This window comes from Novosphingobium sp. SG751A, assembly GCF_013149295.1.
Lineage (GTDB): Bacteria > Pseudomonadota > Alphaproteobacteria > Sphingomonadales > Sphingomonadaceae > Novosphingobium.
The window spans coordinates 1-24073 of record NZ_JABGCB010000035.1; the positions used below are offsets into that span (position 1 = coordinate 1).

22 protein-coding genes and 1 riboswitch are annotated in these 24073 nt (G+C 62.8%); of the genes, 15 read left to right on the forward strand and 7 right to left on the reverse strand.

Features of this window, described 5'->3' with window-relative positions; all coding sequences use genetic code 11:
* Both FHW96_RS26030 and FHW96_RS24550 read left to right on the forward strand, forming a co-directional pair.
* A partial coding sequence (locus tag FHW96_RS26030; protein WP_216651057.1) for a hypothetical protein occupies positions 1-212 on the forward strand: 212 nt, incomplete at its 5' end.
* Between the two features lie 270 nt (positions 213-482).
* Positions 483-995, forward strand: coding sequence for a hypothetical protein (locus FHW96_RS24550; protein ID WP_172343196.1), 513 nt, complete (start codon positions 483-485; stop codon positions 993-995).
* Between the two features lie 69 nt (positions 996-1064).
* On the opposite strand, the gene FHW96_RS24555 is transcribed toward FHW96_RS24550, so the two are convergent.
* On the reverse strand, positions 1065-2126 hold the full coding sequence (locus FHW96_RS24555; RefSeq protein WP_172343197.1) for an acyltransferase: 1062 nt from the start codon (positions 2124-2126) through the stop codon (positions 1065-1067).
* 280 nt (positions 2127-2406) lie between these two features.
* Between FHW96_RS24555 and FHW96_RS24560 the strand changes: the two genes are divergently transcribed.
* From FHW96_RS24560 to FHW96_RS24595, 8 genes are all read left to right on the forward strand, one after another.
* Positions 2407-4059, forward strand: coding sequence for a multicopper oxidase domain-containing protein (locus FHW96_RS24560; RefSeq protein ID WP_172343198.1), 1653 nt, complete (start codon positions 2407-2409; stop codon positions 4057-4059).
* Positions 4056-4904 carry a copper resistance protein B gene (locus tag FHW96_RS24565; RefSeq protein ID WP_172343199.1) on the forward strand — a complete coding sequence of 283 codons (849 nt, stop codon included), beginning with the start codon at positions 4056-4058 and terminating at the stop codon, positions 4902-4904. The genes FHW96_RS24560 and FHW96_RS24565 overlap by 4 nt, the downstream gene beginning before the upstream one ends.
* A gap of 369 nt (positions 4905-5273) precedes the next feature.
* Entirely contained in the window at positions 5274-6857 is a 1584-nt protein-coding gene (locus tag FHW96_RS24570; protein ID WP_253951246.1) for an MBL fold metallo-hydrolase, read from the forward strand.
* A gap of 156 nt (positions 6858-7013) precedes the next feature.
* A complete protein-coding gene (locus FHW96_RS24575) occupies positions 7014-7490 on the forward strand; it encodes a cytochrome c (protein ID WP_172343200.1) in 477 nt (158 codons plus the stop codon).
* 45 nt (positions 7491-7535) lie between these two features.
* Positions 7536-9128, forward strand: coding sequence for a flavin monoamine oxidase family protein (locus FHW96_RS24580; protein ID WP_172343201.1), 1593 nt, complete (start codon positions 7536-7538; stop codon positions 9126-9128).
* 12 nt (positions 9129-9140) lie between these two features.
* Positions 9141-10727 carry a flavin monoamine oxidase family protein gene (locus tag FHW96_RS24585; protein ID WP_172343202.1) on the forward strand — a complete coding sequence of 529 codons (1587 nt, stop codon included), beginning with the start codon at positions 9141-9143 and terminating at the stop codon, positions 10725-10727.
* 5 nt (positions 10728-10732) lie between these two features.
* Positions 10733-11158 carry a cytochrome c gene (locus tag FHW96_RS24590; protein ID WP_216651059.1) on the forward strand — a complete coding sequence of 142 codons (426 nt, stop codon included), beginning with the start codon at positions 10733-10735 and terminating at the stop codon, positions 11156-11158.
* 43 nt (positions 11159-11201) lie between these two features.
* Positions 11202-11278: riboswitch (Fluoride riboswitch) on the forward strand.
* A 24-nt stretch (positions 11279-11302) separates the two neighbouring features.
* Positions 11303-12586, forward strand: coding sequence for a voltage-gated chloride channel family protein (locus FHW96_RS24595; RefSeq protein WP_172343203.1), 1284 nt, complete (start codon positions 11303-11305; stop codon positions 12584-12586).
* A 158-nt stretch (positions 12587-12744) separates the two neighbouring features.
* On the opposite strand, the gene FHW96_RS24600 is transcribed toward FHW96_RS24595, so the two are convergent.
* Complete coding sequence (locus FHW96_RS24600; protein ID WP_172343204.1) at positions 12745-13062, reverse strand: hypothetical protein; 318 nt, start codon at positions 13060-13062, stop codon at positions 12745-12747.
* A 268-nt stretch (positions 13063-13330) separates the two neighbouring features.
* A complete protein-coding gene (locus tag FHW96_RS24605) occupies positions 13331-13990 on the reverse strand; it encodes an isoprenylcysteine carboxylmethyltransferase family protein (protein WP_216651060.1) in 660 nt (219 codons plus the stop codon).
* A 419-nt stretch (positions 13991-14409) separates the two neighbouring features.
* Here FHW96_RS24605 and rplJ point away from each other — a divergent pair, with 419 nt between their 5' ends.
* Complete coding sequence (gene rplJ, locus FHW96_RS24610) at positions 14410-14925, forward strand: 50S ribosomal protein L10 (protein WP_172343206.1); 516 nt, start codon at positions 14410-14412, stop codon at positions 14923-14925.
* Positions 14926-15036: 111 nt separating this feature from the next.
* The gene (gene rplL, locus FHW96_RS24615; protein ID WP_172343207.1) at positions 15037-15414 is read left to right on the forward strand and encodes a 50S ribosomal protein L7/L12; all 378 of its coding nucleotides are present in this window, start codon (positions 15037-15039) and stop codon (positions 15412-15414) included.
* 291 nt (positions 15415-15705) lie between these two features.
* Here rplL and FHW96_RS24620 read toward each other — a convergent pair whose 3' ends face one another.
* Together FHW96_RS24620 and FHW96_RS24625 are read right to left on the reverse strand one after the other, a co-directional pair.
* The gene (locus FHW96_RS24620) at positions 15706-17529 is read right to left on the reverse strand and encodes a diguanylate cyclase (protein ID WP_172343208.1); all 1824 of its coding nucleotides are present in this window, start codon (positions 17527-17529) and stop codon (positions 15706-15708) included.
* Positions 17530-17607: 78 nt separating this feature from the next.
* Entirely contained in the window at positions 17608-18828 is a 1221-nt protein-coding gene (locus FHW96_RS24625; RefSeq protein ID WP_172343209.1) for a DUF2235 domain-containing protein, read from the reverse strand.
* A 394-nt stretch (positions 18829-19222) separates the two neighbouring features.
* Between FHW96_RS24625 and FHW96_RS24630 the strand changes: the two genes are divergently transcribed.
* Complete coding sequence (locus tag FHW96_RS24630; protein ID WP_172343210.1) at positions 19223-20164, forward strand: carbon-nitrogen hydrolase family protein; 942 nt, start codon at positions 19223-19225, stop codon at positions 20162-20164.
* 237 nt (positions 20165-20401) lie between these two features.
* Positions 20402-20782 (forward strand): ribonuclease HI, encoded by a 381-nt coding sequence (locus FHW96_RS24635; protein WP_172343211.1) that lies wholly within the window; start codon positions 20402-20404, stop codon positions 20780-20782.
* A 1-nt stretch (position 20783) separates the two neighbouring features.
* Here the strand turns inward: FHW96_RS24635 and FHW96_RS24640 are convergent, their stop codons facing one another.
* Positions 20784-21518, reverse strand: coding sequence for a sulfite exporter TauE/SafE family protein (locus tag FHW96_RS24640; RefSeq protein WP_172343215.1), 735 nt, complete (start codon positions 21516-21518; stop codon positions 20784-20786).
* 323 nt (positions 21519-21841) lie between these two features.
* Between FHW96_RS24640 and FHW96_RS24645 the strand changes: the two genes are divergently transcribed.
* Complete coding sequence (locus FHW96_RS24645; RefSeq protein ID WP_172343212.1) at positions 21842-22684, forward strand: 23S rRNA (adenine(2030)-N(6))-methyltransferase RlmJ; 843 nt, start codon at positions 21842-21844, stop codon at positions 22682-22684.
* 73 nt (positions 22685-22757) lie between these two features.
* Here the strand turns inward: FHW96_RS24645 and FHW96_RS26035 are convergent, their stop codons facing one another.
* The gene (locus tag FHW96_RS26035; protein ID WP_216651061.1) at positions 22758-23732 is read right to left on the reverse strand and encodes a hypothetical protein; all 975 of its coding nucleotides are present in this window, start codon (positions 23730-23732) and stop codon (positions 22758-22760) included.
* Between the last annotated feature and the right edge of the window lie 341 nt (positions 23733-24073).

Below are 24073 nucleotides of genomic sequence, written 5' to 3' on the forward strand. Positions count from 1 at the left end.
GCGGTTTCTCCAGGTTCGAGCTTCGCAACCCAAACCTATCCGAAAATCACGGTGACCACCTCAACCCCAGCTACACCACGACATGGGACGCGATCCGCCCTTATGCGTTTACGCAGCCGCGCTCGCCCTTTTTGCGCTCGCCCCTGCGCCCATTGAGGGCGGGGCTGAAGCGGCTTCCGGCGAACCTGATGTTTCAACGCGGCGTGTCTTAATAGCGATCTGCTATAGTTGAATGATCCTGCATCATATCAAGAAAAATACCATGTTTTTACCTAAAGTCGTGCGGTAAGATTCGCAGTATTGTGCTGAACAGGACAATTTATGTGGTGGAATATAGTCTCCATAAAGAGGCTGCCGGATCGGTTTGCATGAAATCCGCATTTGAACAATAGTTCGAAGTAATTGGGGGTGTTATGAGGATCATTGCCCGCGCACTACTCATGTTTTGCCTGCTGGTTGTTCAGCCACAGCCTGAACCTCTGATGGCCGCGTCGCTGGTTCTCAAGGCGGGGAGGCTGCTCGATGACGCCGGAGAAGCCGCCAATGCAGCGGCCAATGCCGCCAAGGCGGCCCGTATCGCGCGTATCGCCCGCGCGGATGGCGAGCGTTGCCTCGACAGGCTCGGGGACAGATTGCGCTCGATTGCCCGCTTTCGTTATGCCAGCGGCGCGCTGACTTCGGCTACCTCGCTGGGTCTGCTGGGAATGGTGCTGGGCGATACAAGTTCGCAGGCCAAAATCGCGGCGGCGGGACTCACCTTCGTGGGCTCGTTGATGACTCTGGCGGCGCAATATCGCGAAGAGTATGTCGGCGGCAGTGAAGCCTTGCCTGCTTTGCGCACCGATCTGATCGGCTGCATCGTCGAACTGGCCGAAATCGAGGGGGAATTGCGGCTCATCACCATCACCCGAGCTGATCAGAATTTGCAGGATCTGATCAAGAGGCTCAATCTGGTCGTGACGAAGATCCGCAAAGTGGAGCTTTCCGCGCGGTAGGAAGGCTTTGCCGCCCGTTGCGGGGCGGCTTCATGGCCGCCGCCCTGCGTCATTTCCGACTGCGGGCCATTATTCCGCAGCGGGCAGGGCGCCCATCGGTAACCGTTCCTGCACCCTTTTGGCCAGTTTGCGGCCAAACAGGATCATCGGCCTTTCAATGGTCAGATGAAGCCCCCACGCCAGACCGATCGCGGCGGCATAGGCGGCAAGGAACAGCGGCCATCCGGTGACCGGCAGATGCCATTTGCCAAGAATCATAACCACCGCATGTTTGGCCAGATTGTGGATCAGATAGATCGCATAGGTCAGCCTGCCGAGCCATGCCAGCACACATGTGGCGAAGAATTTCGCCAGCCACTGATGGGGGGCCAGCCAGATGCTGGCGATCATCGGGGTGGCCAGCGCGGCTATGGCGATGTTCCAGATCGTCCAGCGCGCCACCAGCACCGATCCCAGATAGGGCAGGACCATCAGCGCCAGCGCGATAGCTCCCACCGGCCGGCGTTCCAGCCATGCGCCCAGCGCCGGTCGGCGCTCGACCAGCACAGCCATTGCCGTGCCCAGACCAAGGCCGATATAGCCGCGCATCAGAAACTCCATCTGGCCCACGTCAGACGACAGCATCAGCAGCAGCGTGATGCAGGCGATGGCCGCCATGGCCGCGCGTATCGGCCGCGCGCCCAGCATCAGCATGATGGCCGGCCAGATCAGGTAGAATTTTTCCTCAATGCCCAGCGTCCATGCCTGACCGAAGAAGTTGCCGGTGGTGCTGGGGCGATATTCGCTGCTGAATGTCACGATGTAGGGCAAGGCCGGCACCATTTCGGCCAGTTTTACCGGGTCGTGCGTGGCAAGGGTCGACACAATGTAGAGGCCCAGCGTTATATAATAGAGCGGCATGATCCTGAAAATTCGGCGGATATAGAAATTGGACAGAGAAATTGTCCCGCTGTTTCTTTGCTCGACAATCAGGAAGTGGGTGATGAGCCAGCCGCTCAAGGCAAAGAATACGTCAACACCGACCGAACCGTTGATAAATTTAGGCATACCTTCAATGTGATTGGCTATTGTGAATATAATACAGAACGCGCGCACACCATCGAGTTGAGGCCGATATTTTACCTGCTCCATAGTGTCTCCAAAAAATCATGGGGAAGGACATGGGGGTGTCGAAAGCGTGTCGCGCGCTATCGAGGAATTGGTGATCAGCTCAAATATTAACAGAATATTAATTAATGTATAGGCCAATTTCGATCATAATAATGAGAATAGGTCGCACCGTTACAGGTTATGATCGGCACCTGTGATTTTTTCACTTTTATGGACAGAGCCGTGAGGGTTTGTGCGAAAGCCTGCGTATGAGGGGTAAATCCCTTTGCGCAGGAATGACCCGCCGATGCATTTTCCGCCGATGAACCGCCGCCATCTGTTGCAGGGCAGCGCCGCTCTGGCCTTGTCATGCGCCGGATTCGTTCCCGTGGCCCATGCCGCGACCATGCCCGCCGTCCCCGAACTGGCGGGTGAGGAGATCACGCTGCGAATCGGCCAGGCCACGATTCAGATCGACGGTCGCCCGGCGCGCGCGGTGGCCATCAACGGCTCCGTTCCCGGCCCGACGCTGCGCTTGCGTCAGGGACAAAAGCTGCGCATCACGGTCATCAATGAGCTGAACGAGGACACCTCGCTCCACTGGCACGGGCTGGAATTGCCGTTTCAGATGGATGGTGTGCCGGGCGTGTCCTTTCCGGGCATCCCCGCGCTGGGCCGTTTCACCTATGAATTCGCCATCACCCAGCACGGCACCTATTGGTATCACAGCCATTCGGGCCTGCAGGAGATGATGGGCTGCTATGGCTCGATTGTGATCGAGCCTGCAAAAGCCGACCCTGCGCCCCCCGCGCATGATCACGTCATGGTCCTGTCCGACCACAGCTATGTTCATCCTGCCGGCATTCTGCGCAAGCTGAAAGTCGATCCGGGCCATTATGCGCGCTATCCCCAAACGCTTGCCGGACTGATCGCGGGCAAGGATCAGCCGCTGAAAACCCGCCTCGAATTTGCTCAGATGCGGATGGACCCGGCCGATATTTCCGACGTGACCGGCAAGGTGTTCCGCTATCTGATCAACGGGCGCGGCATGGCCGACAATTTCACCGCTCCGATCACGCCCGGCGCACCCACCCGCCTGCGCTTCATCAACGCGGGCAGCATGACGTTTTTCAACGTCCGCATCCCCGATCTGGCGATGAAGGTGATCGCCGCCGATGGGCAACCGATGGTGCCGGTGGAGGTGGATGAATTCCAGATGGGGCCGGGCGAGACCTATGACGTGCTCATCATGCCGCAGGACCGCGCCTATACGGTGGCGGCCGAGGCGATGGACCGCTCGGGCATGGCGCGGGCCACGCTGACCCCGCGCCCGGGCCTCACCGCGCCTGTGCCGCCTTTGCGCGCGCCGGTGCGGCTGACCATGCGCGACATGGGGATGGACATGGATATGTCGCATGGCGGGGGCGGCATGGATATGTCGATGCGCAGTCAGGCCAATGCGCCCGATGTCAAATTGGGGCCGGGGGTGGATATGATCGCGCCCATGCCGGTGGACCGCACCGGTGATCCCGGTCTGGGCCTTGATAAAATCGGCCACCGCGTGCTGACCTATCGCGATCTGGTCGCGCCCGAACAGAACCCCGACCCACGCGCCCCGCAGCGCGAGATCGAGATGCATCTGACCGGATCAATGGACCGCTATCTCTGGTCCTTTGACGGCGTGACGATGAGCGAGGCGCACCACCCCGTCACATGGACGACCGGCGAGCGGCTGCGCATCACATTAATTAACGACACGATGATGGGCCACCCGATCCATCTGCACGGCCATATTTTCGAATTGGTGACCGGCCATGGCGACCGTTCCCCGCGCAAACATACCGTTATTGTCCAGCCCGGAGGAAAGGTGAGTTTCGACGTGACCGCGATCGAAGGCGACTGGCCGATGCATTGCCACCTGTTCCTGCATATGGCGATGGGCATGATGCGGGTGGTCAAGGTGCGGGGGGCATGAGGATGCGGTATTTTCTGACCTTCGCGCTCGCCCTTTCGGCCACCTCGCTGCACGCGCAGGAAACCGGCACCGACCAAAGCCCCGGCAGCGCCCCTGCACCTGCCCCCGCCCATGACCGGCTGGCCGACCGATACTTTGACCCCGCCGCCATGGCCCGCGCTGAAGCGGCGATGATGAACGAGCATGGCAACCTGACCTACAGCCAGATCCGCGCCGATATTGCCGAAGTGCGCGTGACCGGCCCGGACAAGGGCTATCATTTCGAGGGTGAGGCGTGGACGGGCAACGTCAACCGCTTCGTCGTCGCCACGCGGGGCGAGGGGGATTTTGATAGTAGCGGGGACAGGGGCGCCGAAAAGGGCCGCTTCAAGGAGGGCGAGGTGCAGGCGCTCTATGCCCGTGCGCTTGGCCCGTGGTGGAACCTGCGCGGGGGCCTGCGTCAGGACTTCGGCCCCGGACCTCAACGCACCCATGCCATGCTGGCCATCGACGGCCTCTCGCCCTATCGCTTCGACATTCAGGGCGCGCTCTTCGTTTCCCAGCGCGGCGAGGTGACGGGCCGCATCGAGGCCGCCGTCGACGAGCGCATCACCCGCCGCCTCGTCCTCCAGCCGCGCGGCGAAGTGAACTTTTCGGTGCAGGATCAACCCGACCGCGAGCTTGGCAGCGGGCTGACCAGTCTCGAGCTGGGCGCGCGGCTGCGCTATGAATTCACGCGGCAATTCGCGCCCTATGTCGGCGTGCTGTGGACTTCCTCGCTGGGCCGCACCGCCGATTATGTGCGGGCCGAGGGGAAATCGGCATCCTCCGCCGGCGTGGTGCTGGGGGTAAAGGTCTGGTTGTGATTGGATGGGGAGTTTTGCCTCCGGCGGGCAAAGGGCGGGGGCCCTTTGCAATCCCAATACTGTCCGTGTTGCGCCGCAGTTCGACCGAGGCGCAACACCTCACCGCCAGAGGCAATAATTCAAGCCGCTTCGCGGTTAGTCGCTTTGCCACGAAGCGAGGGCCACCCATTAACGGGATTGCAAAGGGCCCCCGCCCTTTGCCCGCCGGAGGCACCTTTCCCTTCATATCGCTGTCACTCCACGACACGCCAAATCCCGCCTTTAGATCCAGCGCAAAGACAGCGCGGCTGATCTGTCGTCCCATCCCGGACTTGCCGGGCGCGTTCCTCGCGCCTAACCTTTTTGGCAAAACATAACCGAGGATGACATATGACAGCGCAGCCCCCGCTTTCGATCACCTTTCACGGCGCGGCCCAGACCGTCACCGGCTCCTGCATGGAACTGGCGCGCGGGGATGGGGGCAAACATATCCTTGTCGATTGCGGGCTGTTTCAGGGCAGCCGCACGCTCGAAACGCTTAACCATGGGCAATTGGGCTTTGACCCGTCCGATATTGCCGCCGTGGTGCTCACCCATGCGCATATCGACCATTGCGGGCTGCTGCCCCGGCTGATGGCGATGGGGTGGCAAGGGCCGATCTGGTGCACGCGGCCCACGGCCGATCTGCTCGAATATATGCTGGCCGACGCCGGGCGTATTCAGGAAGGCGACGCCACCCGCCGCAACCGCCGCCCCGACCGGCGCGGCGCGGCCCATTTCCAGCCGCTCTATACCGAACGCGACGGGCTGGCGGCATGGCGCGCGGCGCGGCCTGTGCCTTTGGACACATGGTTTGAACCGGCCCCCGGTTTCCGCGCGCGCCTGTGGCCTGCGGGGCATATTCTGGGCAGCGCCTCGGCGGAAATCGAGGCGGGGGGCGTGCGTCTGCTCTGTTCGGGCGACATTGGCCCGGAAAACAAGGAATTGCAGCCCGATGCGGAGGGGCCTTGCGATCTTGATTATGTGATCTGCGAAAGCACCTATGGCAATCGCACCCGCGAACATCTGACCATTGCCCAGCGCCGCGACGCGCTGGAGAAGGAAATCAAGGACGCGCTGGTGCGCGGGGGCAATCTGGTGATCCCGGTCTTTGCGCTGGAGCGCACGCAGGAATTGCTGATCGACATCATCCATCTGGCCGAGGCCAACCGCATTCCCGGCGTGCCGATCTTTGTCGACAGCCCGCTGGCCAGCCGGGCCACCCGCGTCTTTGCCGCCCATGCCGATGAGCTGGAGGACCTCGACGGCATCGACATCGCTCGCCACCCCTCGGTGCATTATGTCGAGGATCCGGTCGATTCGATGCATCTCAACACGATTTCGGGCGCGATCATCATGGCCGCCAGCGGCATGTGCGAGGCAGGGCGCATCCGTCACCATCTCAAACATAATCTGTGCCGCCGCGAATCCACGGTGCTGTTTGTCGGCTTTCAGGCGGCGGGATCGCTGGGCCGGGTCATTCTGGAGGGCGCGCCGCGCGTGCGCATTTCGGGCAATGAGGTTTCGGTCCACGCCCGCATCCGCCGCATCGACACCTATTCGGCCCATGCCGATCAAAGCGAGCTGGCCTCATGGATCCGCGCGCGCAAGCCCGTCCGGGGCAGCCTGATCCTGTCGCATGGCGAGCCGGAAGGGATCGAGGCGCTGGCCGCGCTGATGCAGCAGGAGGATGCCGGGCTGTCGATCATCCGCCCGGCGCTGGGCGAAACCTATGGACTGGCGCCCGGTGCCCCCGCCAAACGGCTGACCACCGGGCGCACCGATATTCAGCAGGCGATGGGGCATGACTGGCAGAATGACTATGCCGCCTTTGCCGCCACGCTAAAGGATGAGCTGAGCCATATCAAGGGGCAGGCCGAGCGTCAGCGCGCCATCGAGGCGATGCGGCGCGTTCTGTCCCAAGCGCAAACCTGAACAGCCCAAGGTTAAGCCCCAATCAACATGGCCCCCTAATCAACAAGGATGGGCCGCTTATTGCCATACGCAATAAGCGGCATAGGACGCGGCGCGGAAAATGGCACATTCGCGGCCATGGGCGCTTGGAAACAGGATGAGGCGGCGGGGGCCGCAATGAAGAGCAACGCCGGCAAGGCGTTGGGTGCAGCAAAACGCCGCTGGCTTTTGGCCTTGGCGGCCTGTCTGCCGCCAGGCGTTGCGGGCTTTGCTCCGGCCACGGCGCAGGACACCGCAGGCGGCACCACCAATGTCCAGATCTCGGCTGAGGGCAAACAGGTTTACGAGGAAATCTGTCAGGCCTGCCACATGGCCGACGCCAAGGGCGGGGGCGGCGCGGGCGCTGCGATCCCGGCGCTGGCGGGCAATGCCAAGCTGGCGGACAAGGATTATCCGATCACCCTGCTTTTAAAGGGGCGCGGCGGGATGCCGTGGTTCACCGAGATACTGACCCCTGAACAGATGGCCGCCGTGGTCAATTACGTGCGCGGCCATTTCAACGATTACCACGACATCGTGACCGTTGCCGATGTGAAGCGTGTGGCCACCGGCCCCGCGCCCAAGCGCGACTGTCTCAACGCCTGCGGGCAATAATCCGGCGGCCTAAGCGCCAACCATTTCCGCAATAAAGGACGCATCATGATCAGCGATCTTTCGCCCCAGACCCGCCGTGACCTGCTCACCATGATCGGCCGCGCGGGGGGCGGCCTTGCCATGTATCAGGCGATGACGGCGCTGGGCCATGCGGCCGAGACGCAGTTTTCCGGGCCGCCCGCGCTCTCGGGCGCAAGGGCGGGGGCCAGCGTGCTGGTGCTGGGCGCGGGGCTTGCGGGCATGCTGGCGGCCTATGAGCTGACCAAGGCGGGCTATAAGGTGCAGGTGCTGGAATATCAGGACCGGCCCGGCGGCCGCAATTATTCGGTGCGCGGCGGCGACAAGATCGTCGAAGTGGGCGGCGCGACCCAGAATGTGACCTATCAGCCGGGCAATTACCTCAACCCCGGCCCGTGGCGCATCCCGCATCACCACCGCACCTTGCTGCATTATTGCAAGGCCTTCGGTGTGGAATTGGAACCGTTTATTCAGCTCAACCACAATGCCATGGTCCACCGCAAGGACGCCTTTGGCGGCAAGCCGCAGCGGTATAAGGAACTGGCGGTGGACTTCACCGGCCATGTCTCCGAACTGCTGGGCAAGTCGCTCAATGCGGGTGCGCTCGACACTAGCGTCAGCAAGGAAGACAAGGAAAAGCTGATCGCGGCTTTGCGGGAATGGGGGGCGCTGGACGGCGATCTCAAATTCACCAGCAACCTGAATGTGTCGAGCCGCCGCGGCTATGACCGCGCGCCGGGCGGCGGCGTCAACGGCGCGCCAACGCCCTCCAAGATCAACGGCCTGTCCGATGTCCTGTCCAGCCATGTCTGGACGCAGATGAGCTTCTATTTCAACTATGTGATGCAGACCACCATGTTCCAACCCAAGGGCGGCATGGATATGATCGGCAAGGGGTTTTACAAACAGATCGCCAAGCTGGTGCGCCTGAACACCAAGGTCACCGCGATCAAGCAGGATGACAAGGGCGTGGCCGCCACCTGGACCGACACGGTGACGGGCAAGACGGGTGTGGCCACGGCGGACTATATGGTCTGCACGCTGCCCGCCACGATCCTGGCCCAGCTGGACATTCAGGTTTCGGACGCCAAGAAATCCGCGATCAAGGCCATTCCCTATAGCGGCCAGGTCAAGATCGGTCTGGAAATGAAGAGCCGCTTCTGGGAGGAGAAATACTCCATCTATGGCGGACATAGCTTTACCGATCAGGCGATCGGGCTGATTTCCTATCCCAATTACGATTTCTTCAAGGACAAGCCTGCCGTCTTGCTGGGCGCCTTCGCCAATGGCGCGGGCGGCTATATGCTGGCGGGCATGACGCCGGAAAAGCGCATCGAGGCCGCGTTGGCGCAAGGGTCCGTGTTCCACCCCGAAGAATATCGCCGCGAATTCATGAACGGCGCCTCGGTGGCGTGGAGCCGGATGCCGTGGATACTTGGCTGCTGCGGCATGTGGACCGAGGAGAGCCGCGCGACCCATTACCAGAACCTCGTCTCGATGGACGGGCGGATCGTGTTGGCGGGCGAACATGCCTCCTATTACGGCTGCTGGATGGAGGGGGCTTTGCTCTCCTCGCTCGATGCGATCACGCGCCTGCACCAGCGCGCGCTGGCGGCATAAGGGGGCATGCGGATGAACGAACCCATCATGCCCATGACCAAGCGCGATCTGCTGTCCATGATCGGCACGGCGGCGGGCGCTTCGGCGATGTATATGGCCATGTCCAGCATGGATCAGGCCAAGGCTTCCAATTTCCAAGGCCCGCCCAAGCTGGAAGGTGGCAAGGGCGCCAGCGTGCTGATCCTTGGCGCAGGCGTGGCGGGGATGACCGCCGCGCTCGAACTGTCGCGCGCTGGGTACAAGGTGCAGGTGCTGGAATATAACGACCGCGTGGGCGGGCGTTCATGGACCTTGCAGGGCGGCGACACCTATACCGAACTGGGCGGCGCGACCCAGACCTGCCAGTTCGCGCCGGGCAATTACATCAACCCCGGCCCATGGCGCATTCCATGGCACCACCATGGGTTGATCCATTACTGCCATGAACTGGGCATCGGCCTCGAACCCTTCATGCAGGTCAATTACAACGCCTATGTCCACAACACCAAGGCATTCGGCGGCAAGCCTCAGCGCTATCGCCATATTCAGGCGGATTTTTACGGCCATGTCGGCGAATTGCTGGCCAAATCGGTCAATGCCGGGGCCTTGGCCCAGACGGTCAGCAAGGAGGACGGCGAGATCCTGCTTGAGGCGCTGCGTTCATGGGGCGCGCTCGACCGCAACATGCGCTATGTGAAAGGCGCGGCCAGCAGCGGGCGGCGCGGCTATGACAAGGAGCCGGGCGGGGGCCTCTCAGCCGTTCCCGAACCTTCCGAACCCATCGACGTTCAGACCCTGCTGCGTTCGGGCCTGTGGCGCTCCATCGGCGGCAATCTGCAATGGGATCACCTCTCCACCATCTTCCAGCCGGTTGGCGGCATGGGTCAGGTGGCCAAGGGCTTCGAACGCGCCGTGGGCCATATGGTGCGCAAGAACAGCAAGGTGACCGCGATCCATCAGGACGAGAAGGGCGTCACGGTCAGCTATAAGGACACCAAGAGCGGCGCGGCGATGACGGCTTCTGCCGACTATTGCCTCTGCACGATCCCCCTGCCGGTGCTGGCGCAGATCGAGATGAATGTCAGCCCAGAGCTGGACGCGGCGATCCGCGCTGTGCCCTACAGCACCAGCGTCAAGGTGGGGCTGGAATTCAAGCGCCGCTTCTGGGAACAGGATGACCAGATCTACGGCGGCATCACCTATACCGACCTGCCCAACAGCCAGATCTCCTATCCCTCGTCGCGCTATGGCGACAAGGGGCCGGGCGTGCTGCTGGGCTGCTATGTCGGCGGGGCGGCGGGCTATGAGCTGACCGCCGGCACCCCGGCGCAGCGCGTCGAGAAGGTGCTGGAATGGGGCTCGCAGATCCATCCGCAATATCGGGCTGAGTTTATGAACGGCGTCTCGGTGGCGTGGCACCGTGTGCCCTTCACGCTGGGCTGCTTCGGTTCGTGGACGGAAGCATCGCGCGCCGAGCATTACAAGAACCTGTGCAGGTTCGACGGGCGTATCCTGCTGGCGGGCGAACATGCCTCCTATTACGGCGGCTGGCAGGAGGGGGGCATCACCTCGGCCATCGACGCGATCACGCGGCTGCATCAACGGGTTATCGCGGGGTGAGAGACATGAGAAAACTGATCTTGAGCATGGCCCTGATGGGGGCAGCATCTGTGGCCCATGCGCAGGCGCCGGCATCTGTACCGGTGCGCCCCGCCGCCGCCGCTTCGGCTGGCGATGCGGCCTTTGGCGCGCGCATGTTAGGCGAGGCGAGCGGCGAGCAGATATTCACCCGCGTCTGCGCCGCCTGTCATATGCAGGACGCCAAGGGGGCCGAGGGTGCGGGGCGCTATCCCGCGCTGGCGGGCAATCCGAAGCTGGCAATTGGCGCTTATCCGGCGATGGTGGTGGTCAAAGGGCTGAACGGCATGCCGCCCATCGGCACAATGCTGACCGACAGCCAAGTGGCCGACGTGGTCAACTATGTCCGCACCCATTTCGGCAACAGGTTCAAAGGCGCGGTGAAAGCCGAGGACGTCAAGGCGATGCGTTGAAAGGGCGCGCGGTCTTGACGCCGCGCAGCCTTTGCGCCAAAGCCGCGCCCAAGGCGATGGATTTCCGCCGGGCCTTTGGGCCGAACCGCCCGGCTTCGGGCTGATGATTCCTACCTTTCGCTGTTTTGGCAACAAGGTGGGTCTATGCGCGCTATCCTCTCCCGTCTGATCGTTATGCTGCCGGCTTTGTTGGCGATGGCCTGCGTGGTGGGCACGCTATGCGCCGCCTTCCTGTGGAGCCTTGATGCGGTCACACGGGCGCGCTTCGACCATCCGTGGCTGCTGTTTCTGCTGCCGCTGGGCGGGGCGGGGATCGGTTGGCTCTATCATCGCGTCGGGCAAAGCGTGGAGGGCGGCAACAATCTGATCCTCGACGAGATCCACGAGCCGGGCGGCGGCGTGCCTTTGCGCATGGCGCCGCTGGTGTTCATCGGCACGGTGGCCACGCATCTGTTCGGCGGTTCGGCCGGGCGCGAGGGCACGGCGGTGCAACTGGGCGGCAGCATCGCCAGCGCGGCGGCGCGGATCGCGCGGATCGACGAGGCCGGAGTCCAGATCCTGTTGAAGGCCGGGATTTCGGCGGGCTTTGGCGCGGTGTTCGGCACACCGCTGGCGGGCGCGGTCTTTGCGCTGGAGGTGCTGGCCATCGGGCGGGTGCATCTGCCCGGCCTGCTGGCTTGCGTGATTGCGGGCTATGCGGGCGACTGGGCCTGTCAGGCCTGGGGCATCCACCATACTCCTTACGTGATCCATTATGCCGGAGGCTGGAGCGGGCTGCTCCTGCTCAAGGCCGCCATCGCGGGCGCGCTCTTCGGTTTTGCCAGCCTTGCCTTTGCCGAGGCGAACCATGTCCTTGGCGGGTGGTTCAAGCGACACGTCCGCTATGGCCCGGCGCGGCCCTTCATCGGCGGGCTGGTGCTGATCGCGCTGACCTATGCGCTGGGCACGCGTGCCTATCTGGGCCTTGGCGTGTGGTCGGCCGATCCCCATGCGCCCACGATCCCCGGCTTCTTCACCGGCCCGGTTGATGGCTGGAGCTGGGCGCTCAAAATGCTCTTTACCGTTATCACCCTGTCCACCGGCTTCAAGGGCGGCGAGGTCACGCCCCTGTTCTTCATCGGCGCGGGGCTGGGCAATGCGCTCTCGGGCGTGCTGGGCGGGCCGGTCGATCTCTTCGCAGGCCTCGGCTTCGTCGCGGTCTTTGCCGGCGCCGCCAACACCCCGCTCGCCTGCATCCTCATGGGGCTGGAGTTGTTCGGGCTGGGACCGATCCTGCCTATCGCGGTGGCGTGTTTTGCCGCCTACGCCTGCTCCGGCCACAACGGCATCTACCTCTCCCAGCGGGTTTGGCGGCCCAAGTTCCTCCATCCAAGGGTGGAGGCGGGAGTCTCGCTGCGAGCGCTTCGCGCGGCGCGCAAGGGGCGGTAGGGGGTTTTTGGAAGGTGTAAGGTGCCTCCGGCGGGCAAAGGGCGGGGGCCCTTTGCAATCCCGATAATGGGGGAGCTTACAGTGGGTGGTGTTGTCGAAGAGATTATGGCGCTTCGCGGGAAGGGGTAGTGTAGGTGTATTCTGCATTTGTAAAACTGTTACGAGTTTAATAGGAAATTCGTAAAAGCTTTATCAATTGAAAGGGATGTTACTATTAGAACTGTGGAGAAAATTAGCATTTTTATAGAACGATTCACAATATTTATCGCTGAATTTACGGCTGCTGCCAGCGCGAGGGCAAATGGAGCGACGAAGGATAGGGCTGTCATCTGCGTCAGAAAATCTCGGCTCGAACCGGGTGCATCGAACACAAAGATTGCCAGAAAAACATAAGCTCCGGTTTTAGAGATAATGTAAATGCTGATGATCAGGGCAACGGCGGAAGCGAATGCTGTAGCTATCTGATTTCGCGTCATGGCCGAAGTCTAATCTTCGCTTTAGAAATAACAACTCTTTCAACTGGCATGCAGGTGTAAGTGTTAAATAAAGCGCTCGCTAGACCTTAATCTAGCCGACATCCCCCGCCGCGCAGCGGCCTTCAAAACCGCCCTATCGCGCCGAACACAACGCTGCCGATCTCGCGCAACAAAGACAGTAACGGGATTGCAAAGGGACAAGTCCCTTTGCCCGCCGGAGGCATCAACCAACTCCCGCCGGAGGCATCAAGCCCCCGCAAACAAACCCTTAAAACACCCCCGGCACCAGCCGATAGCGCACCTTGCCCATGAAGGTCTGATAGGCGGGGTCTTGGGAAAGCAACGCTTCTTCGGCTTTCAACCGCAAGATCTGGGCCCACCAGCCGATGGTGTAGAGGGTGAGGTTGAGGAGGCTGGGCATGAGGATCATGATGCCGATGTGGACGGCGAGGTAGCCTGCGTACATCGGGTGGCGGACGAAGCGGTAGAGGCCGTCGCTTTTGACGCCGCGGTTGGCCGGCGCGATGCCGAAGCTGCGGCGCAGTGAGAGCTTGGCCAGCGCCTGTACTACATTGCCCACCAGCACCAGCGCGATGCCCAGCGGGGCGATCATCGGGAACATGTCGAGGCCCGGCTGGATCATCAGCGGGGCGGCGGTGGCCGCGATGGCCAGCAGCCAGTCGCCCAGGCGCAGCGAGATGTTCTGGGTGGGGCGGCGGATGAGGGTGAAGGCCATCACCGCCGTTTCGGAAATCAGCACCAGCGGCGCGTAGCCATTGATCGAATGGGCCACCCGGTTGACCAGCGCCAGCCACAGCACGAGGATCAGCCCCTGTTCGATCCGGTCCAGCACACGCGGATTGGCGCGTGCAAATGCGAGGTCGAGCGGGCCCTGATCGGGGGCGGAAATGGCGGCGTTCGTGGTCAAAGCGGCAGGCCCTATGCGCGGGGCGGGGAACGTCCCGCCCATTGCGTCAAGGATTACGGCCTCGATGGTTAATAACCCCCTAGGAAAGGGGCGCTTGACTCCGGTCCAGCATCTGCTAATGGCGCCCCGGAAGTCAGCGGGCGTGCCCGCAGGCTCATCCGTCCGAGACAGTTGGTGTGGGGAATTGGCCTCACTTAATTTCCAGCCTAGACGGGGAAAAGAGATTATGGGCGCTGTCATCAACGGCGCGCGCCCCTATCGCGGCTTATCGGCCATGCTCCTTTGGGGCGGTCTGTCGCAACTCCTTCCCTTTGTCACGGACCCAACCGCCCCTGCGGATGCGCTTATGCGTGTCCTGCATGGACAAAGTAGCCGGCCCGGAGGCTTTTGCCGATGGGCCATTTGTGAAGGAGTAAGGCATGGATCGTTCGCAGAAAGCCGAATCGGTCGCCCAGCTCAACGCGGTCTTCAACGAGGTCGGCGTGGTGGTTGTCACCCGCAACCTCGGCCTCACCGTGGCACAGTCGACTGTGCTGCGCGGCAAGATCCGTGAAGCCGGCGCCACCTACAAGGTTGCGAAGAACCGTCTTGCCAAGCTTGCTGCCCAGGACACCGATTACGCTGGTATCGGCGACCTCCTGACCGGCCCCACCGCGCTTGCGTGGTCGGTCGATCCGGTTGCCGCTGCCAAGGCTGTGGTGGACTTCGCCAAGACGACCGACAAGATCGAGATCGTCGGCGGGTCGCTGGGTAACGTCGTTCTCGACGCCGATGGTGTTAAGGCTCTGGCCTCGATGCCCTCGCTCGACGAACTGCGCGCCAAGCTTATCGGCCTTGTTCAGGCACCTGCCACCAAGCTGGCTCAGCTCACGACCGCTCCGGCGGCCAAGCTGGCCCGCGTGTTCCAGGCCTATGCCGACAAGGACGCTGCGTAAGATTTGCGTCGGGCCCCGGCCCGTCCATCTCTGTGCAGGTAAGACTTTTGAACCCTATTTATCCGGGTTTGGCGGATCCGCCGCCCGGTAAACAACATTGGAGTAATTATCATGGCTGATATCGCCAAGCTCGTTGAAGACCTGTCGGCTCTGACCGTTCTGGAAGCCGCTGACCTCGCCAAGGCTCTGGAAGAAGCCTGGGGCGTTTCGGCTGCTGCCGCTGTTGCTGTTGCTGCTCCCGCCGCTGGTGGCGAAGCTGCTGCTGCGGTTGAAGAAAAGACCGAATTCGACGTCATCCTGACCGGCGACGGCGGCAAGAAGATCCAGGTGATCAAGGAAGTCCGCGCCATCACCAACCTGGGCCTGACCGAAGCCAAGGCCCTCGTTGAAGGCGCTCCCAAGGCCGTCAAGGAAGGCGTGTCGAAGGCTGAAGCCGAAGACATCAAGAAGAAGATCGAGGAAGCCGGCGGCACCGTCGAAATCAAGTAAGATTTCGCAGTTCGCCGGTCGGATCTTCCGACTGAACAGGAAGGGCGGCTCCTATGGGGCCGCCCTTTTTGCGTTTGCGGGTGTTTTGGTTTTGCCATCGGCGGTCAATGGCGCGGGCATCTGAAATTTCGATAATCGGGGGCAGATGGCAGTTATGCCGCTTCACGGGAAAAAGGAGCCTGTCCGGGCACGGGTGCGTTGCGGCCATAGCCAGTCGCAGCGCAATTTCTACTTGTCCCGAGCCTCTACCTCTTCAGTGGCGAGTCCCCTTTGCCCGCAGGAGGCAAATTTTTAGCCTACCGTCCCGTTCACAATCACCCGATTGCGCCCCTCGCGCTTGGCTTGATAGAGCGCGACGTCGGCGGCCTGAATCAACGCCTCGCCATTGGCGTCCATGCCTGCGGCCCAACTGGCGATGCCGAAGGACATGCTGATCAGGCCCAGCGTGCGGCCTTTCTGGCGGACGTTGATTTCGCCCACGGCGTGGCGCACCTGTTCGACGCGGTCGTGCAGAACCTGCGCGGTGGTGCCGGGCGCGATGATGGTGAATTCCTCGCCGCCGAAACGGCAAATGACATCGCCGCTGCGGAACTGCTTTTTCAATTCCGCCGCCACGGCCTGCAATACGGCGTCGCCCGCATCATGGCCGAATTCGTCGTTGAAGCGCTTGAAGTGGTCGATATCGCACATCACCACGCTTAATGGCACGCCCGAACGGCTGGCACGGGCGATTTCCAGCGTCAGCGTTTCTTCCATATAGCGCCGGTTGAACAGGCCGGTCAGCGGGTCGCGGATCGTTTGTTCGCGCAACGAGCGCTGCAGGCGATGGTTGACCAGCGCCGAGGCGATATTTTCTGCCAGCACCGTCAGGCGAAAGCGCGTTTCATTCTCGACCGTGCCATGCAGATAGAGGACACCGATCACTTCGCCGCCCGCCAGCAGCGGTTCGCAGTGATAGATCTCGTCAGGATCGGCGTGGCTGCACACGATATCGCTGCCCACTTCGCGCAGAAAGTGGCTCTGGCCCCGGCGCAGCGCCCAGCATTGCTCGGGGGCAAAGCCTTCCCTGTCGGCCTCCATCCCACCCCATCCGGCAATCGGGATCAACAGATTGCGCGAATTGTTATGGGCATAGAGCGCGCCCGGAATGCCGGGCAGCACGCGGGGCACGAAAACGCGGATGATCTGGGCCAGTTCATCATCGGTGCGGGCCGCCTGCATCCGGTGGGCCATCCCGCCCAGCATCTCGATCACCCCGCCGCGCTGGCGCAGCGTTTCGCTGTTGCGCTGCAATTCGGCATTGGCCTCCTGCAATTGCGTCTCGCTCGACACCTGATCGGCCACCGCGCGCTCCAACTGGTCGGCCATGGCATTATAACTTTGGGCCAGTTCGGAAAATTCGCGCGATCCCATCGCCTCGCCGATCCGCGCCGAACGCTGGCCATTGCCCAGATCGGTCATCACCCGCAGCACGGCGGCCAGCGGACGGTCGATGCCGCGGATCAGCAGCAGGAAGCCGATCGCCACCAGCAAGGCCACCAGCCCCGCGCCCCCCAACGTCAGCCCCTCGGTCCAGCGCAGGCGCTCGTTCACCGCCTCGGTACGGCTGGATTGAAGGGCGCGCTCATTGTCCAGAAAGTTGCGCGTGCGCACCAGAACGGCATCCATCAATTCGCGGCCCTGCCCATTGGCGATCTTGGCCTGCGCTTTTGGGAAATCGTCGCGGCGGCCCAGATCGACCGATTGCCGCAGCATTTCGCAGCGATCCTTGACGAGTTTGGCCAATTCCTGGGCGCGGCTGTACTGGGCCGGGTTGTCGCGCGTCATCGCCACGACACGACCGATATTCAGATCGGCGTTGCTCACCGCTTCGTCAAACGAGGCGGCAAAGGCGGGCGAGCGGGTCAGGATATAGCCGCGCGTGCCCGATTCAGCCGAGCGCAACTGGTTGAGCGCAATTTGCGTGGTTTCGATAACGGTCGAGGAATGGTTGGCCCATTGCACGGCCTCGCCCGCCTGCCGTGAGGAATCGACCAGAATGGCCGCAAAGGAGGCCAGCGCCAGCAAAACAAGGGCGCCAAGGGCATAGATGCGGGCGGAGAGCGATGCAAACATAGGGCCAACTAACAAGCTTATGTTATAAGATGCTTAAAATCAGGTTGAGTTGGCCCTGAGTAATCCTCCGCTTTTGCATCATGGCGCGGTGTTGAAATAACCCCCCGTGGCCAGCGGGCCGGGCTGATAGGTGATGGTCCTGCGCCCGAACCAGCCATCGGAAACCACCATCACCTGCTGCCCCAGCCGCGCCTTGACCTCGGGCGCATAGGGTAAGTGGGTGCAATCCATCACCGGGTCCTTACACGGCAATTCGCGGTCATTCTTTTGCCGCAGCCAATAGGCAGGCCGGTCCCATGGCCGGTGGCTCGGCCCCAGATGGGCGCGCTCGTTCAGAGCGCCCAGCGTAAAGCGCAAGCCCGGACGCGTGCCGTCGTTCAGCCCCAGTTGCGCGGCCATCCAGTGCAGCGTGACGGCGGCCAGTGCGGCATTGTCGCCGCGCTCCTCATAGCCGCCGCCGACATCGGCATGGGCCCCCGCAAACAGGCATTGCACCACCCCATCGCGAGGGGCCCACAGGGTGGGGGTGAAATCACGCCGCCGCTCGTCGATGGCCACGGCATGCAGGCCGTGGCGGACCTTGTCGCTCAGCTTGTTGTCGACGAATTTGAGATAATCGTGGCGCGCCTTGCTCATCAAAACCGGCTTGGGAATGCCCAGCGCGCCCACCGTGTCCCACACGGCAATCGTGTCGATGGTGACATCGGCCATATAACGCGGGGTCAGTTCGCCGGCATCGCGGGCCTGATCGTCGCCCTCGGCGATCATCGCCTGCAAGGCGCCGAACAGACCGGCGGGCGGCTCTTCGGATTTTCGCAGGACCATGTAATTGTGCCATGCCGCGCTGGCATAGCGGTGGCCCAGCGCATTGTTGGGCGTGTTTTCTAGCCCCAGTCCGGCCCAGTCGAGCAACCCCATCCGCGCGATCAGCCCACCCAGCGCGCGCACCGTATAGGCCCCGCGGCTGAAGCCGATCAGATAGATCCGGTCGCCCGGCTCATACTGGCGGCTGATGAACGTATAGCCGCGCAGCACGCGAAAGATGAGCCCCGCGCCAAAGGCCCCGCCCACCAGATTGCTCCACCAATTGCCGCCATCGCCCACGCCGTGAATATATTTGGCGACATGCGGGGGCGCATCATCGGACCCGGCAAAAGCCTTCTCCTGTTCATCATCGCGCGGGCCGCCCAGCGTGTTCCCGCCCTCCAGCGCCTGAAACAGGGTCAACACATTGGACTTGCTGCCGCCATCGGCGCCCTGCCATGTGCCATCGGCAAAGAACAGAATGGATTTCGCCATAAATGCCCCCTTTATTTGAAGCAGATGGTCTCACTGTTACCAGCATACGTCAAGATGGTTGGGGTTATGGGGAAGTACAGGGTAGGGATTTAGGCTTGCCTAGGACGGACAAGCGCGCTTATCCCTTTGCAATCTCTTCACTGTCTTTGTTGTGCAATATGGGCGTCTTTGTATCAGGGTCAATTTTTACAGCCCGCAGTGTCGATCAGCGCAAATTCGTCGCGCCGCAGACGTTTGAATCATGGTTTTTGACGTCATATTGCCAACCCCACTTCATTAACGGGACTGCAAAGGGCTGCCGCCCTTCGCCCGCCGGAGGCATCGTCTTTATCTTCCCATCCCACCCAAGTTTTTCTTCCTTGCCGCCTCGCCCATGCCTTCGCACATTCGGGGCATGACTGCTTCCTTTCAGGCCGCCCCTTTTTTGGCGGCAATCGCGCAATATCCGATTGATGATCTGGCCGATTGGGCCGCCTATGAGGCCAAACTGCGCCGATGGGTGGGCGAAGCGGCGGGGCAAGGGGCAGCCTTGCTGGTCTTTCCCGAATATGGCGCGATGGAATTGGCCGCGCTTGATCCTGCGCGCAAGTCGGACCTGCACGCCGGTCTTGGCGTGGTGTCGGACCTGCTGCCTCGGGTGGACGCGCTGCATGCCGATCTGGCGCGTGAGCACGGCGTCTATATTCTGGCGGCCAGCGCGCCTTGTCGGGTGGGGGATCATTACGTCAACCGGGCGCGCTTCTTTGCTCCTTCGGGGGCGATGAGCCATCAGGACAAGATCATGATGACCCGTTTCGAGGCCGAACAATGGGGCGTTTCCCCCGCCGGAACCATCGGGGGAGGGCTGCGACTGTTCGACACGGCGCTGGGGCGGATCGGGATCACCATCTGCTATGACAGCGAGTTTCCGCTGCTGGCCCGCGCGCTGGCGCAGGCCGGGGCGGACCTCATCCTCGCGCCCTCCTGCACCGACAGCCTGCACGGCTATTGGCGCGTGCGCATCGGCGCGCAGGCCCGCGCGCTGGAAAACCAATGTTTTGTCCTGCAATCGCCCACGGTGGGGGATGCGCCATGGTCGAGCGCTGTGGATATCAACCGGGGCGCGGCGGGGCTCTATGGCCCGCCCGATGCCAAACCCGCGGCCGGGGCCGACATGCCCGCCGATGGCGTATTGGCGCTGGGCGAGGAAGGTGCGGCGCAATGGGTTTATGCTCGGGTCGATCCGGCCCGCGTGGCGGATTGGCGGGCGGATGGTTCGATCCTGACTCACCGCGATTGGGCCGCGCAGCCGGGGGCGGGGGTTTTGCCGGGGGTGGAGGTGGTGAGGTTGGTGTAAGGGGGTGTGCCTCCGGCGGGCAAAGGGACTGGTCCCTTTGCAATCCCGATACTTTATGCGCCGGACAGGCGGCGGTGTGCTTATGTTTTTAAAGCCTGCGGCGCCGATCAGCGCAAGTCCACCACGCCGCAGGCTTTTGAAACCATCGCCTTTTGCTGCTAGGCCGCAAATCCTGCACCACCCCATTAACGGGATTGCAAAGGGACCAGTCCCTTTGCCCGCCGGAGGCACCTCAACTTGACCCACCCCCGCATCAAGATCTTCTTCGACGGCGGCTGCCGCCCCAACCCCGGCGCCATCGAAGCCGCCGTGGTCATCCGTGGCCATGTCCACTGGTTCTACCTTGGCCATGGCAACAATCAGGATGCCGAATGGCTCGCGCTGATTGAGGCGGTGAAACTGTCGCAGACGCTGGGCTTGGAGCATGTCGAACTGATCGGCGATGCGCTGGAGGTGGTTGACCACGCCAATCGGGCGATGCGCGACGGCGCCCGTGAGCAGGGCCATGCCGCCACTTTTGCCGCGCTTGTCGAAAACCGTCGCCCGGCCCGCATCCGCTGGATCAAGCGCCAGCAAAACCTCGCCGGCATCGCGCTGGCCTCACGTCACCCGCGATAATTCAACCGATCCCGTCCCACATCAGCTTCAGCCCCACCACGATCATCATCGCATAGATGATCCGATAGAAGCGCGCCGCATCCACCCGCCGTACCACCCAGACCCCCGCCCATGTGCTGAGCAGCGCCAGCGGCATCAGCATGGCCGAATGCACCAGATTGGCCCGCGTAAATTGGCCCAGTGCCATATAGGCGGGCACCTTGATCCAGTTCATATAGGCAAAGGCAATCGCCGTCGTACCCACCAGCACATCGCGCTCCAGCCGCTTGGGCAGCACATACATCTGAAACGGCGGCGCGCCCGCATGGGCGATATGGCTGACAAAGCCGGAGAATGTGCCGAACAATAGGCCCACCCACCCCGGCGAATTCGAAGGCAGGGCGCTGCGCCCGCCGCGCTCGTTCCACATGCGCTGCACCCCGAACAACAGCGACACCACGCCCACCGCCAGCAACACCGCCTTTTCGCTGACGCTGCGCGAAAACAGCCAGCCCAACGCCACGCCCAGCGTCATCCCCGGCATCATCACTTTCAGCACCGCCCCCGACCAGTGCCGCCGGAACGACCATACGCTGACTGCATCCTGTACGATCAGGATCGGCAGCATTACCGCCGCGCTCTCCACCGGCGCATTGGCCAGCACCATGATCGGCATCGCCAGCCCGCCAAGCCCGGCAAAACCCCCCTTGGCCATGCCCGACACCACCACGGCCAACACCGCGCAGACAATCGCCATCGGGTTATCCAGCACGATCAACACCTTTCATCCGGGGGAGGAAGACCGCCTCATAAGGCCAACCCGCAGGCATGGCTATCCCGAACCGGGCACCTCGGTGCGCGCGCTCCCTCGATGATCGAACATTCCCATGCGCCCGGAGCTTTGCGTCTTACGCCTCTGGTGATGATGGCAAACGCGGGCTTGAGGCCTCACGCAGAAGTGCTTTGAAGGTTTCCGCGCGACTCTATATGAGCGCCGGATTCGTTGCTTCAGCCGCGTCGCGCTCGGCTTCCGCGCCCAGCAGCTCGTATAAAGGCAGATCATCAGGATTTTGAATCACAATGAATTATCGCCATTCCTTCCATGCAGGCAATAGCGCCGATGTCGTGAAGCACAGCCTGCTGATCGCCCTCGTGCGGGCCTTGCAGCAAAAAGAGGGTGCACTGACCCTGATCGACACCCATGCCGGCTGCGGGCTGTACGACCTTCACGGCGACCAGGCCCAACGCACCGGCGAGTCCACGCAGGGCGTACTGCGGGCCTTTGCTGACCTGAACCCCTTGCTGGACGATTATCGCGCCGCCGTACAGGCGGTGAATGTCGGGGTGGATGTGGGGGATGGGCCGCGCCTCTATCCCGGTTCGCCGCGGTTTCTGGCGCAGCTTCTGCGTCCGCAGGATGTCCTGATCCTCAACGAAAAACATCCCGAGGACGCCTATGCCCTGCGCGGCGTCATGCGCGGCACATCCGCTGCCGTGCATGAACGTGACGCCTACGAGCTTTGGCTGGCGATGGTGCCGCCCCGCACCCCGCGCGGCGTGGTGGTGGTCGACCCGCCGTATGAGCAGACGGACGAACGCGCACGTATCACGGCTACGCTGGCCGCCGCTCACCGCAAATGGGCGCATGGTGTGACGGTGATCTGGTATCCGCTGAAGGAGCGCCCCACGCATGCGCAGTGGAAGCACAAGTTGCGCAGGCTCGGCATCCCGAAATTTCTCAGCGTGGAGCATTGGCTGTACGATAGAGATCAGCCCGGCATCTATAACGGCGCGGGCCTGTTTATCGTCAATCCGCCCTACGCCTTCACACAGGCCCTGCCGCCTCTGCTGGAAGCCCTGCGCGCCGCGCTGGCGCCCGAGGGCCATAGGGGCGAGATCACAGCCGATTGGTTGAGCGAGTAAAACAGACCCGCAGCGCCCGCTTTCCCCAAAGGAAGAACTGCTTACGTGCTGGTCGGGCGCGGGCAAACCGGCGTCATGGGTCTTGGCGTGCCTGTCCATCGGGCGGGGGCAAGGTTTCGCCCCGCGCCTTTGGCCCCATCCGCCCGCTGTCCAGATCGCTCATCCAACGGCGGGCGTCCTCCTCCTCCGGCGTCATCGGGCGGCGCGGCGCGCGCGTCACCGGCCTTGCGGGCGTGCCCGTCATCGGATAGCCCTCACGCAGCAAATCGGGAAAATGGCGGATCCCGGGCGCGCCTTCCTCCTCGACGGGGCCGGGACACACATCCCCATCGGGCACCCCCACCGCGCCGTCATCGCCCGCCCCTCCATCGCCGGCCAGCGCGTCCTGCGCCTCATCCTCCTCACGCGCCGCCTTGGCCGCCAGCCAACGCTCGCGCATCCGCTCCAACTTCATGTTGATGCCGTCAAGGATCTCCTCGGCCTCGCGCTCCTCCTCCATCGCCCGCGCCCGCTCCTCCGCCGCGCTCAGCGGGCGCTCACCCCCGCGCAAACCATAGGCGTCATACCGCCCCCGCCGTCGGTTGCGCAGCAGGAACATCAGCAAAGGCGTGTCATACCGCCGCCACCGCGCCACCACCTCGCCGCCGCGCACCACAAACCGCTCCTCGCCCTCAATCGCTCGCTCCAGCGCGCAATCCTCCAACCGCGCCATGCCGCGATCCACCGCCTCCTCCCACGCGGCGGCAAACCCCTCCGCGCCGGACGCATTGCGGATCTTGTACAAAGCCTCCAGACTGGCCCCAATGCTGCGCGCCGCCTGCGTCACAATCCCGCTGGCCGCCAGCGCCGCAATAAACGCCCGCTGCCGATCCGGCGTGATCGAATTGCGCCGCGGTTGTTTATGCAAATAAGGCGCAAACCCCAGCAACGGATCGCCCTCCACCAGCGCCTCCCCCCGAAACGCCACCCGGCTCGTCCGCCGCCCCGGCCGCACGCTGTCGCAATGCACCACCCCGCGCGCCACACCGCCCCCACACGTACAGCCCATAAAGCCTCCATCGCCCCCCCCCCCGCCCCAGCGCAGGGGGATGTCACGGATAGCAAACCGGGATACGTGTAGGACAGAACATTGTGGGAACTTTTATGCGCGGTGTGTGGGGAGGGGGTTTTCGCTGCGCGATTTTTTTAAAGGGGGAAGGGGGCCTCCGGCGGGCAAAGGGCGGGGGCCCTTTGCAATCCCGTTAATGGGGGGTGTCGACCAAATATCGCCGTTCGGAGGCGGCGCCGGGAAGGACGTCTGTGGACGCCCCAAAAGAAGCAAGCGTTAAATGAGATCTGGCACGTAGTCAGGTGCTCTCGTCTGTCCGGCCTCTGGATGCAGCATTATGC